The organism is Limosilactobacillus avium, from assembly GCF_947381485.1.
Classification (GTDB): Bacteria; Bacillota; Bacilli; order Lactobacillales; family Lactobacillaceae; genus Limosilactobacillus; species Limosilactobacillus avium.
Genome location: NZ_CANCWN010000022.1, coordinates 25,996 through 36,924, shown reverse-complemented (window position 1 = coordinate 36,924; position 10,929 = coordinate 25,996). Strand labels below are relative to the sequence as shown.

14 protein-coding genes are annotated in these 10,929 nt (G+C 42.4%); 5 read left to right on the top strand and 9 right to left on the bottom strand.

Features of this window, described 5'->3' with window-relative positions; genetic code table 11:
* Window positions 1-599 precede the first annotated feature (599 nt).
* Window positions 600-1,196, bottom strand: a complete 597-nt coding sequence (locus QOS01_RS07635; RefSeq protein WP_283621819.1) for a hypothetical protein — start codon at window positions 1,194-1,196, stop codon at window positions 600-602.
* Window positions 1,197-1,708: 512 nt separating this feature from the next.
* On the opposite strand from QOS01_RS07635, the gene QOS01_RS07630 reads away from it, so the two are divergent.
* Together QOS01_RS07630 and QOS01_RS07625 are read left to right on the top strand one after the other, a co-directional pair.
* Entirely contained in the window at window positions 1,709-3,205 is a 1,497-nt protein-coding gene (locus QOS01_RS07630) for a VirD4-like conjugal transfer protein, CD1115 family (protein ID WP_283621818.1), read from the top strand.
* A gap of 10 nt (window positions 3,206-3,215) precedes the next feature.
* Window positions 3,216-3,440 (top strand): hypothetical protein, encoded by a 225-nt coding sequence (locus QOS01_RS07625; protein WP_283621817.1) that lies wholly within the window; start codon window positions 3,216-3,218, stop codon window positions 3,438-3,440.
* 99 nt (window positions 3,441-3,539) lie between these two features.
* On the opposite strand, the gene QOS01_RS07620 is transcribed toward QOS01_RS07625, so the two are convergent.
* From QOS01_RS07620 to QOS01_RS07610, 3 genes are all read right to left on the bottom strand, one after another.
* Entirely contained in the window at window positions 3,540-3,977 is a 438-nt protein-coding gene (locus QOS01_RS07620; protein WP_283621816.1) for a very short patch repair endonuclease, read from the bottom strand.
* Window positions 3,977-4,765: a hypothetical protein gene (locus tag QOS01_RS07615; RefSeq protein ID WP_283621815.1), complete on the bottom strand. Its 789-nt coding sequence runs from the start codon at window positions 4,763-4,765 to the stop codon at window positions 3,977-3,979. Before QOS01_RS07615 ends, QOS01_RS07620 begins: the two co-directional genes overlap by 1 nt.
* A gap of 282 nt (window positions 4,766-5,047) precedes the next feature.
* Complete coding sequence (locus QOS01_RS07610; RefSeq protein WP_283621814.1) at window positions 5,048-6,010, bottom strand: DNA-methyltransferase; 963 nt, start codon at window positions 6,008-6,010, stop codon at window positions 5,048-5,050.
* 190 nt (window positions 6,011-6,200) lie between these two features.
* Between QOS01_RS07610 and QOS01_RS07605 the strand changes: the two genes are divergently transcribed.
* Window positions 6,201-6,590: a DUF4430 domain-containing protein gene (locus QOS01_RS07605; RefSeq protein ID WP_283621813.1), complete on the top strand. Its 390-nt coding sequence runs from the start codon at window positions 6,201-6,203 to the stop codon at window positions 6,588-6,590.
* A gap of 26 nt (window positions 6,591-6,616) precedes the next feature.
* Window positions 6,617-7,132, top strand: a complete 516-nt coding sequence (locus QOS01_RS07600) for an ECF transporter S component (RefSeq protein ID WP_283621812.1) — start codon at window positions 6,617-6,619, stop codon at window positions 7,130-7,132.
* 49 nt (window positions 7,133-7,181) lie between these two features.
* Here the strand turns inward: QOS01_RS07600 and QOS01_RS07595 are convergent, their stop codons facing one another.
* From QOS01_RS07595 to QOS01_RS07580, 4 genes are all read right to left on the bottom strand, one after another.
* Window positions 7,182-8,048, bottom strand: a complete 867-nt coding sequence (locus QOS01_RS07595) for a DUF4097 family beta strand repeat-containing protein (RefSeq protein WP_283621811.1) — start codon at window positions 8,046-8,048, stop codon at window positions 7,182-7,184.
* Window positions 8,048-8,623 carry a DUF1700 domain-containing protein gene (locus QOS01_RS07590; RefSeq protein WP_283621810.1) on the bottom strand — a complete coding sequence of 192 codons (576 nt, stop codon included), beginning with the start codon at window positions 8,621-8,623 and terminating at the stop codon, window positions 8,048-8,050. Before QOS01_RS07590 ends, QOS01_RS07595 begins: the two co-directional genes overlap by 1 nt.
* Window positions 8,620-8,946: a PadR family transcriptional regulator gene (locus QOS01_RS07585; protein WP_047766877.1), complete on the bottom strand. Its 327-nt coding sequence runs from the start codon at window positions 8,944-8,946 to the stop codon at window positions 8,620-8,622. The genes QOS01_RS07590 and QOS01_RS07585 overlap by 4 nt, the downstream gene beginning before the upstream one ends.
* Window positions 8,947-9,063: 117 nt before the next feature.
* Window positions 9,064-9,486 carry an OsmC family protein gene (locus QOS01_RS07580; protein WP_222258359.1) on the bottom strand — a complete coding sequence of 141 codons (423 nt, stop codon included), beginning with the start codon at window positions 9,484-9,486 and terminating at the stop codon, window positions 9,064-9,066.
* 136 nt (window positions 9,487-9,622) lie between these two features.
* Here QOS01_RS07580 and QOS01_RS07575 point away from each other — a divergent pair, with 136 nt between their 5' ends.
* Window positions 9,623-10,048 carry an Rrf2 family transcriptional regulator gene (locus QOS01_RS07575; protein ID WP_283621809.1) on the top strand — a complete coding sequence of 142 codons (426 nt, stop codon included), beginning with the start codon at window positions 9,623-9,625 and terminating at the stop codon, window positions 10,046-10,048.
* A gap of 441 nt (window positions 10,049-10,489) precedes the next feature.
* On the opposite strand, the gene QOS01_RS07570 is transcribed toward QOS01_RS07575, so the two are convergent.
* On the bottom strand, window positions 10,490-10,927 hold the full coding sequence (locus QOS01_RS07570; RefSeq protein WP_283621808.1) for a GNAT family N-acetyltransferase: 438 nt from the start codon (window positions 10,925-10,927) through the stop codon (window positions 10,490-10,492).
* Between the last annotated feature and the right edge of the window lie 2 nt (window positions 10,928-10,929).

The window sequence follows — 10,929 nt, the reverse complement described above, 5'->3', positions numbered from 1 at the left end:
TGGCATACACCAATCGAGATCTTCCTGCTTAATCTACGTCATTAAATTCGTTCAAGTTATTTCTTGCAATCTGCCATTTTTAAAGGTGTAAAATTCTTTCAAGTCCCTGAAAGGGATATCGAGGGGCCTATCAAGCACGTATGGGAAGATACGGTAAGAAAGCTCAAAGAAGGTGTCAAATTAACATATCATGCTAATCGTCAATCTGTAAGCAATAATTTAACATCATTGAGTGATAACGCTATTATTCATGTACGACCGCATGCAAAAAAATCTAGTTATATTAATAATAGCTCTTCTAATAAACTTCCTGTTCAAGCTAGATGGACAAATTGGAATGAAGCAAGGGTCACTAATAAGTACCCATTAAAAGTTGAGTATATGACTACAAGTAGTTTTTGGCTTAATAATTCGTATATTCGGCAGGCGGTAAAAAGCTTAATTACTAAATAGCTAAAAGGCATTATATTGCTTTTTTGCAATTTTGATGAAGCTAATTAGAGATAAAAATTAAAGAAAAAATAGTCTAGATTTAGTTTGTAGTAATTTTGTTACCTTAAATTAAATCTAGACTATTTAATTGTTCAATCATCATATTTTTAATTATTTATTAATTTATATACGTTTGTAACATTTTCTATTGAAATATAAGGTGCATGAAATTGAGCGATACCGCTAGGCAAGACTGATGGTTCATAAGTACCATTAACTAAATTTTGTTCAATTTTATTCAATCTTTCCGCGGTGTATGGCCCCATCGGAAAGACAGGAGGTAATAGGGCTTGATAATCATTTATATCAATAGGAACTGGATTGAAAAGCCCATCTTCATAATCAAGCTCTAATAGATAAGGTTCATTATCAGAAATATCTCTCGTAATATAATTCCATAATGATTCAATAGAAGAGATACGCTCATTGATTAAATTAAAGAAAGTATCCTTATCAGGAATCATGCTTGGCTTTCCATCTAAAATAGCTCCAAAGCAAAAAACTAATCCTTCATACGGACAGCCGTCAAAGTCAAACATTGCTGATAAATTTTTATTTAGAAAACCAGTTAAAGACGTATCGAATAACTTCTTGATTTCAGGTTCTGCTTTTACATATTGTGATTCATTGAAGTTTGGATAATAAATACCTTGATTGGCTATAGTTTTCAATACTTCTTGTCTTTGAATGGTCCATAATTTCATAATTAACTTTTTCTTTCTATTAGTTTTTAGAGATAATTCTACATTACGTTAGCACTTATGTCTATATATAGAAATATAACACTTTATACATGAAGGCTAAAATCAGGAAATTAAAATTTGCCTACTTTATTAATAATTTCTATTGTAATAAGGAAAAATAGGAGTAAAATTAAAGTTGTAGGTTTAATTAAGCCTGCAAGACCGTATTTAGCAGAACAATTATAAAAGAACCGTATTATAAGTATTTCATTTTATATTTTACGTAGTTTCATTTGACTCTACGATGTATGCCTTTTAATAGGCTTTGTTTGTAAAGGTTCTCAATAACTGGTTGTGTTGTTATTGTTAGAATAACAACTGTTTTTGAGTTACCTTTAAAATGAATTATTTATAATACGGCTTTTTGTTTTGTTCTGCTTTTTTCTATATTAGTTATTAAAGAGGGATGATAACTTAGCATCTTTATTTAACCTGTAACGAAAAGGTATAGATTGAAAGGATGACTTAATAAAGTGAGTACATTAATTGGTTTTCGTAAAAGTCAACAATCGAATCACTATCAAGAACCATGGCAACAAGAATATAAACAGTCTACAACTATTCTAGGAAGCAATACCTTTTTGCCAATCGACTTTCAAAAGACCCAAAATACCAATACATTAGTGGTTGGTTCAAGTGGTACGGGGAAAACCTACTCATTTGTCGAACCGAATGTCCTTCAGGGGAATATGAATTACGTTATTTCTGATGCTAAGGGAGATATTCTTGCTCATACTGGAGCTAGTTTAAAAGCACAAGGTTATAAAATCCAGGTATTGAATCTTATTGATCTCAAGCATTCGATGACCTATAACCCGCTTGTATATATGAACAACCAATTAGACATACTGTCCTTTGCTCAACAAGTTATTTCTACTGATGTAAGTGGAAATGAGAGTCGTTCAAAGCATGATGATCCTTTCTGGATAAACAGTCCTGCTAGTTTGCTTGAATCTTTAATACTGTTTGTTAAGGAGTTCCTTCCTGATTCTGAACAAACAATGGGAACTGTTACTCGCTTGTTTGAATGTTTAGATAGACCAGATGATGACGTTAATGATGTCTTACTTTCACTTGGTTATGAAGGTAAGAGTATCTATAAATTTGCTCATCTTAAGGATGAAGATGATTATGAAATCCCTGTTAGTCTTGGTGAAAGAATTTTTGACTGGGTTCAACAACATAATCCTCATTCGCAAGCTTTACGAGTATGGAATAGTATTGCCGGAATCAAACAGGCTGAAAGAACTTGGGCAGGTGTTACCGGAATCCTTGGAGCTGCGTTGAATCCTTACATGTTAAGTAATGTAGAAAATCTACTTAATACTAACCAAATTGATTTCACTCAATTACTTCACAAACGAACAGCTTTATTTATACTTTATGATGTTGCCGACCCATCAAAGAATTTCCTTTCTAATGTTTTGTATCGTCAGCTTTTTACATTTCTCTATCACCAAGCGTTTAAGTGCAAGAATAATAGATTACCTGTTAAAATTCGCTTTTTCCTTGACGATTTTAAAAATATTGAAATTCCCCACTTTGACGATTACTTGGCGACTGCACGTAGCCGTAATATTTCATTGTGTATGATGGTTCAAGATGAATCTCAACTTAGAACTATGTTCAATGAAAATACTCCCAGCATAATTGGTAATTGTGGCACATATTTACTAACAGGAACTACCGATTTATCTATGGCTAAACTTGCAGCAGAGCGCTTCAATCAATCAATTCAAGATATACGATTAATGAATGAAAATAAATTCCTTATTGATGTTAATGGTTATTTAACTCTTGATAGTCGCTATGACTATCGTCAGCATCCAAATTATACCAATAAAAGGTATGATATTAATCAATCTTATCAAACACCAAATGTTTGTGCATCATGGCCATGTTTAATTAAGATATTCCAAGACTTACCAAGTGAATATTCTGATAATCTTATGGAAAACGCAGCATTTTAAGGAGAATTGTATGGGATTTTTAATACTTTTACTTATACTCAGATTAGTAGGTGGATCTATTTTTGGCTGGGGTGGCTGGTACATTAGTGGTAATCATATTTTTGAGGAAAGTGGGTGCTTTTCAGGAATAGTTGGTTTTGCAATTATACTTATTATTATTCACTTATGTTTTGGGTCAATGGTTGCAATTATTGCCTTTTTTATCCTTTTAGGAGTGGTATTAGGATTATTTTAGATTATGACGATAGAAATGAAAATTTTTACACTTAATTAATATGGTCGATTTAACTAAAGACTCTTAATTAAATTGGTGTTGGGACAAGGGGTAGATAAATCAATCATTCTCTTCCTTGCTTCTTATAAAATATTCAATTTTGGCAACACAGTAATCGGTATTCTTAAGAACAGTTTTTGCCCAAAAATGAATTGGCTGCCACCCCTTTTTTCTTAAAAGTATGTCATTTCGCTTGTCACGTCGGATGTTTTCCTCGATTTTTTGCACCCAGTAATTGCGGTTTCTTTTAAGCCGCTTTTTTTTGTATTCCCAATCATAGCCATGCCAAAATTCTCCGTCTACAAAAACAGCAATTTTATATTTAGTGATAGCAATATCAGGTGATCCAGGGAGTTTCTTATAATTTCTTCGATATCTAATGCCGTCATGCCATAAACTAAGGGCGAGTAGGTTTTCATCTTTACCATATTTTAAATGAACATTAGACATCCTCTTCCTAGTAGCTGCGTCCGTATTATAGCTTCTTGGATGTTTCATTAATATATTCTCCTTGGAGTAAGAGAATCGATAGTTGATATAGTTTTTAAAACTGCCAATTGGCCAAGCTGACTTTTATTAATAATAATGTTTACCGGTTTTTCGGGAAGATTATTGTTAAGCATTAAACGCGTTTCTTCATTAATTGAGTATACAAAGTCGTTGTAATTATTTTTATGGTTCTTCTTCATAAAGTCATTAAGTTCCTTTGGCTTTGAATATAGCCGAGCAGTTTTCGGATTACTGTTCATGATTTTTGTAATGAAAGAAATCAGCTTTTTCTTAGAAATCAAGTATGATTCTATCTCTTGAATCTTTATTTTCCCATTCTCAATCGAGTTATTATTCCACCAATTCAAATGCCTTTTGTTGAACATATTATTAGGCTTACCAATAAAAATAGTTACCCAATTTAATAAATAGTAGTTAGTGCAGTTATTAGAAAAAAGCCAGCCAATATCAGTTCCTCGACCCTTATAGCTTATTTCTGACTTTAGCTCAAAGGCAAATGTATTTATTCCACTTAGTTTATTCATATTTCCCTTCGGATAATATAGAGCTGTCTTTTCATCGATATTTACTTCTTTTGATAGTACAGGGTTAGATTTATACCCTAAGTGAATCTGGACATCTATTCCGTTAGTTTGTTGTTTTTTATCAGTGATTCGGTCTATTCTCTTAATATATGAAGGCTTTTGTGGATTTTCTAAATTAATAAGGCCTTGATAATAATGTCTTTGTAGAAAATCGCCAATAATCTTTTCGCCTTTTTTATCTTCACGTCTCATTAAAACGCCTTCTTTTATTATGTCGTGTATGTTATATTTTTTACCAGTTTGATATGGCTTCTTAAATAAAGCTTATTTTAGTATGATAATTAGCTTATTAATGCCCCAAGCGCCTGCATTCAATTCTTCATTTAGTACTTTGCTAAGAAATACTAATAGAAATGGAATATGTTTTAAATTTAAATCAAATCAAGGGCAAAAAATAAAACTACTTTTTTCGATTTTCGAATATTACACAAATTGTGAGAGTCTACAGATATTATGACAAAAATAACTAGCAAGCTAGTTATTCATTTCCTTTTTACTAGCGCGTTGCAGAGCACCGGTATTGCGGCCCCAAAAGACACCGTCCGTATAGCCCTGGATGCTGCGGTCATCATTGGCCTTCATCAGGCGGTAAATTCCCCAGGCTGTGTAGAGTTTGCTCTGCTCAATTCCGATAAAGTGACGCCCCAGCTTTTTAGCCGTAACTAAACTTGACCCGGCCCCGGCAAACGGGTCGAGGACCACATCTCCGGGGTTAGAACTGGCGAGAATCGTCTTTGCTAACAGCTTCTCCGGCTTCTGGGTAGGGTGACCGGTGTTTTCCGGCATCGACCAATACGGAATCGAAATATCATCCCAGAAGTTAGACGGCATGGTGTCCCGAAAGCGCCCCACCGCAGTTTCTTGCCAGTCTTTTGCCTGACCGTTTTCTCGGTAAGGGGCGACCACCTGTCGCCGTTGCTTTACCTGGTTGACATTGAAGGTGTAGTCTTTGTTGTTCATGGTCAGAAACCAGATGTCTTCCATCCCGTTCTTCCAGTTGGTCTTGGCGCCCCGTCCCTTTTCCCGTTGCCAGGTAATCCGGTTCTTGATGATGAAGTTCTTGCCCAGAACCGGCGCCAGGGCGATGCTGGTCTGCCAGTCCGCGAAGACGTAAAGGCTGGCGTCCGGCTTTAGTTTCGGCTTCAAGGCGTCAATCCAGCGCTGGGTGTAGGTCTGGTAGTCATTATCCGCCAGGCGTTTAAAGTGAAGCCCGTCATACTGCTTGTTGAGGTTGTAGGGCGGGTCCACCAGGGCCAGGTCGGCCACCTTATCCGGTAACTGGGGGAGGATGGAAAACGAATCACCATTGATGCTCTGGTCTACCACCTTTTTCATGGTTGTGAGATCATCTGCCGCTGTTTTAATTTGGGTAAGAACGCCCGCGGGTGCGTGTGCAAGGTCAAAATCAATTGTCTTGTTCCGGGCTGATTTCGTCATTTTGTCACCATCCAAACTCGTGTTTTCATTCTAGTATAACGCATGTTGGGTCCCGCCTTAGTCTTCTCCGGCATTAATGTGAAATTCTTGCCTATTTCTGGTAATAAATTTCCACTCACCCCCATTTGCTGGCAAACGCTTACACCTACCGGTATCATAAAGGTAACACAGAAATGAGGAGTGTTGGACAATGAAAATGATGAAGTGGATTGCAGGATTAGTAACGGTTTTCTTAGCTTTTCTGTTCTTGAATGGGATTAAGGGTAACAACACGCCGGCCCAGGCCAGCAACAATATCAAGGTTACCTACACCTTAAAGAAGAACAACAAGCAGTTCGCTAACAAGAAGGTCACGGTTAAGGATAACGCCACCGTCCTGAACGGCCTCAAGAAGGGCTGGAAGGTCAAGATTGCCGACAAGGACATGGTATCTTCAATCGATGGTCACAGCCAAAACAATAAGAAGCAAATCTACTGGACCTACACGATCAACGGCAAGTCCAGCAACAAGTCGGTAATGCAACAGCACGTTAAAAACAATGACCACGTTGTCTTCAACCTCAGTAAGATGAGCAATTAAGACAACTAAAGGGGAGGGGAGCAACGATGACAACTGAGCATGACCGCATCAAAAGGATGACATTAATGTCAATGCTCACGGCGATTGGCGTTGTTTTCCGGATTATTCGAATCCCGATTCCCAACGTCCAGCCGGTTACGGACATGATTATGATTGTCACCCTGATATTGGGGATTGGGTTCGGCATTTCGCTGGCCATGATGATCATGGTTGTTTCTAACCTGGTGCTGGGCTTTGGAATCTGGACCGTTCCCCAGATTATTGCCTACGCGGTCTGTGTGCTGACGGTGGCGGGCCTGGCCAAGGTCTTGCCAATCCGCAAGCACCTGACCCTCCAGGTTATCCTGGCCGCCTTCCTCGGTTTTGAGTACGGCTTTTTCGTCAGTATCGGGATGTCAATCTACGGAGGCTTCGCGGCCTTCATCGTTTACTGGCTGAACGGTTTGCTGTTCGATTTCTACCACGCGGCCGGGAACGTGGGCTTCTACTTTATCCTGTACAAGCCCCTGACCAAGATGCTGAGGATGTATTTTAAGCAGTGAAAAAAACACGGTTGAGAAAATTTGAATTTTCTCAGCCGTGTTTTTGCGTTTAATCAAATGAATTGTCCCCGTCTTGGGTTATCATCCTGATGAGGTTAGGATTATCGGTGTTGCGTTCGAGGGTTCCACCATCGTCCTTTTCCTGGTGGCCCAGACTGACGTTGCCGTCGTCGCTAGTCAGAATTACCCCCGGATCGTTCAGGGCGTGGGCCTCGTTATCCCCATCTTGGTTATTGACGAGGTAGTGGCCATTGACCGTCAGCTTGCGGGCTGTGAAGTCACCCGAAGATAGGTCGGCCTGCCCACCGTTAACGGTTACCTTGTAGAGGTCAGTGTCGCCACTGGCGGAATTAAGCTTGGTGGCCGTTAACCGACTATTGGCGGATCGAATGTCGCCGGATGCGGAGTCAATCGTGCCACCCTTAATCTTACTGTTGTTGACGTTGCCGTCACCGCCGTGCGTCTTGACGTGAACCCGAGCAAAACGGGTGTCCTTTAGGGTAACATCGTCATTACCCTTGATAGTCAAGTCCCGGACCTGCTTGTTCTTTGGCACCGTGATAACGATTTGGTCGTTGCTATCGTCACTCCAGGAGACGCTAAAGTGCTTCGTCTTAACGGCAGTGGTTTGGCTAACGGTAAGCTGGCCGTCCTTGACCGTCGTCTTCAAAGCCGCGTGCTTCTTGCCGTAGTAGTATGCGCCGTAGTGGTCACCCTGCCGGACCTTTACATCCGCGGAGGCCGCCGTGACCTTGACCCGGTCGAAGTGTTGCTTAGTCAGTGTCTGCTTATTGACGTGGTTGAAGGTCTCCTCGTCGAAGGGGTGGAAAGGCTGGGGATGGCTAAAGAAGCCCACGGCCACCATGATGGCCCCGATGATGACGAGGATGCCCCCGATGCTAAGTGCTTTTTTCATTATGCGCCCTCCTTAGACTTGTTCCTGAGGTACCTGACGAAATTTTTACAGCCCCGGTAAAGCCACTTGATGGCCCAGACCACAATGGCCACGAAGATAATCAGCAGGCCGAGGAGGGCAATCCCGCCCCCGCAGTAGAAGATTGCTCCCCACACGTCGGTGGCAAACAGTGATCCGGCCAGCGCGAAGGCCCAAATGCCCAGGCCAAAGATGGAGGCCAGCCCGCCGATGATCAGGCCGAAGAAGCCGAGCAAAAGGCCCAGGGCAAGTGGCCCCAAGAAGATAATGAGGACCACCGCGAGGCAGATGTAGAGGATGGTCCGGGTCCGCCGGTCGTTTACGTAATTCACTGGTCGACTGGCCGGGCCGTTCGGCTGGCTGCCGGTCGTCTTGGCGATGATGTCCGTACTCAGCTGCTCGGGCGTGCCCAGCTTGTCGACGATTTCCTTAACAGTGGTTAACCCGGCATCATCGATATACTCGCTGTAGAAGTCGATGGCGTCGTCCCGGTCCGCCTGTGACAGGCCCTTCAGGTATTTTTTTAACTGTTCGATGTATTGTTCGCGTGCGTTCATTGTTCTTCCCCCTTATCGCTAGCGTTAAACACCCGGTCGAGGCTTTCCTTATAGTCGTTCCATAGCTTGCGGACCCGGCTCAAGTGCTGCTCGCCCTTGCGGGTAATGCGGTAGTAGCGCCGGTTGCGGCCCTGATAGCTCTGCTGGTAGGTGGTCAAATAGCCACCCTGGTTGAGCCGCCGCAGGACTGGGTACATCGTGGATTCGGAAATTGAGATTGCCTTTTGCATCTCCTGGGTGAGGGCGTACCCGTAATAGTCTTGACGCTCAAGAATCGCGAGGACCATCCCATCAAGGAGGTCGGCAGTAATGGTTATTTTCATGGTGACCCTCCTTTGCTATCGTTCATCTAATATTATATGTTATATAGTATTATAGTTACAATAATATTGTGATAAAAAAAGCGGAGTAGGGGAAAATTTCCCGTGCTCCGTAGTTTGTTATTCCTTAACAAAGCCGGTTTGCTTGAACTTAGCCCCGTGCATCAGGGTGTTCTCCACCGGGCAGCTCTTGGCCACGTCTGCCAGGAACTGTTTAATATCTTCGTCCGATTCGTCGCTGCGCAAGTGGGGCTCGTAGCGAATCTCGGTGAACTTGTAGAGCTTTTGGCCGTCGACCTCTTCTCTGCCGAGGTCCCCTTCGACGTCGACCCAGAAGGCCCGTAAGTCAAAGTGTCGCTTCCGGGCGAGTTCGGTGGCGGTGATGGATTGGCAGGCCCCAAATGAGGCGAGGAGGATCTCCACCGGGTTCATCCCCGTGTTGGTACTGTTCGGCTCGTCAAAGGTAATTTCAAAGCCGCGGGCCCCGGCCGCAACCTGCATTCCCGTGGTGGTCTTTGTTGCTCTAACTTTGTAGGTACTCATATTAAAACCTCCTGATTATCAATTTGCCTTAAGTTTACCGGACAAAAAATTCGGGTGCAATTAAAATGCTTCTTTGACCATCCGCATTAATAGCCTATAATTTAGGTATTAAACGAATATAAATGGGGAGATAAAGATGAAATATTCGCACCGGCTGAGCGACGCCGTACACATCTTGGTATACATAGAAATTTTAGGGAGTGCTAGCAGCTCAACAATTGCTGATAGTGTCAATTCAAATCCCAGTTTGATTCGGCGCTTGATCGCCCGGATGGTCAAGGCGGGGATCTTAAACCGCAAGGGCAAGGGGAACGAGATTGCAATCAGCCTGACGCGGCCGGCGAACCAAGTCAGTCTCCTCGATGTCTACCAGGCGGTGGAGGACCATCAGCACTTCTTAAACGTTGACCAGGAAGTCAACCACAACCAGCCCCTGGGCCGCAGCATGCCGGCGGTCCTTAGCGAGGCGTATGGACAGGTACAGATTGCCGCGGAACAGGAAATGGCCCAGATTGGCCTGCAGTCGGTTGTCGATGCGGTCCGGGCGAAGATGGAAGAATAAAGGAACTGGAGAAGAAGCTCCTCACACCCAAAAATCCGTACCACGATTTCTAAAATTCGTGGTGCGGATTTTCCTATCTTGGACTAGAAAATCAAAGTTATTTCCCGATCTTCGTAGTTGCATTGCTGACTTTTGTTTTCACATTCTGTTGAAAATAAAAGACCGTCCGCATAGAACTTTGGCCGGTTCGCGGACGATTTTCTATTGATCTAAAGTAACCAGGTCACCGTCTTTTTAACGGGCCTGCTTTTTCTGTATCTATATTATAACATGATTATAAAATGTAATGATGGTTAATTGATGTGTCTGTGATATAGAAGATGAAAAGAGGATGCTGACTTGCGCTCACCGTTTTTTCACATGTAGCAAAAGGAAAAAATCCGCACCACGATTCAAAATTTGTGGTGCGGATTTTCCTATTTTAAGCTGATATCCTGACCCCTAAAGTCCGGGATGCTTCATGTGAACGTGCTTGCGGTCGGCCTCGATGAACTGGTCACCATAGCTCGTGAAGCCAAACTTCCGGTAGTATCCTTCGACCTGTACCTGGGCGTGGATGATGACCTCCTTATCAGGAAAGTGCCGCTTGATACCGGCGAGAATGTGGTCCATCAGTGGCGTTCCCAGCCCCTGCCCCCGGTGGTCCTTAGCAATCACGACCCGGCCGAAGGTAACGTGGTCGCCCGTGGTGAAGTAGCGCGCATAAGCAACTAATTCCTGGCCGGCCATGCAGAAAACATGGCGGGCTTGCGGGTCATCGTCGTCGGGGTCGTAGTAGGCGCTGTCCTGTTCGGTATTGAAGACCAGGGCCCGGAGCTTATAAATCTTAAACAGTTCGTGAACGGTTAGTTCGTCAAAATCCTTGTCATACCAGTCCATTG

Coding starts and splice junctions, on each gene's coding strand:
- QOS01_RS07635 (WP_283621819.1), bottom strand. CDS start 1,196: ATGAAATTATGGACCATTCAAAGACAAGAAGTATTGAAAACTATAGCC.
- QOS01_RS07625 (WP_283621817.1), top strand. CDS start 3,216: ATGGGATTTTTAATACTTTTACTTATACTCAGATTAGTAGGTGGATCT.
- QOS01_RS07620 (WP_283621816.1), bottom strand. CDS start 3,977: ATGAAACATCCAAGAAGCTATAATACGGACGCAGCTACTAGGAAGAGG.
- QOS01_RS07615 (WP_283621815.1), bottom strand. CDS start 4,765: ATGAGACGTGAAGATAAAAAAGGCGAAAAGATTATTGGCGATTTTCTA.
- QOS01_RS07610 (WP_283621814.1), bottom strand. CDS start 6,010: ATGACGAAATCAGCCCGGAACAAGACAATTGATTTTGACCTTGCACAC.
- QOS01_RS07605 (WP_283621813.1), top strand. CDS start 6,201: ATGAAAATGATGAAGTGGATTGCAGGATTAGTAACGGTTTTCTTAGCT.
- QOS01_RS07600 (WP_283621812.1), top strand. CDS start 6,617: ATGACAACTGAGCATGACCGCATCAAAAGGATGACATTAATGTCAATG.
- QOS01_RS07595 (WP_283621811.1), bottom strand. CDS start 8,048: ATGAAAAAAGCACTTAGCATCGGGGGCATCCTCGTCATCATCGGGGCC.
- QOS01_RS07590 (WP_283621810.1), bottom strand. CDS start 8,623: ATGAACGCACGCGAACAATACATCGAACAGTTAAAAAAATACCTGAAG.
- QOS01_RS07585 (WP_047766877.1), bottom strand. CDS start 8,946: ATGAAAATAACCATTACTGCCGACCTCCTTGATGGGATGGTCCTCGCG.
- QOS01_RS07580 (WP_222258359.1), bottom strand. CDS start 9,486: ATGAGTACCTACAAAGTTAGAGCAACAAAGACCACCACGGGAATGCAG.
- QOS01_RS07575 (WP_283621809.1), top strand. CDS start 9,623: ATGAAATATTCGCACCGGCTGAGCGACGCCGTACACATCTTGGTATAC.
- QOS01_RS07570 (WP_283621808.1), bottom strand. CDS start 10,927: ATGGACTGGTATGACAAGGATTTTGACGAACTAACCGTTCACGAACTG.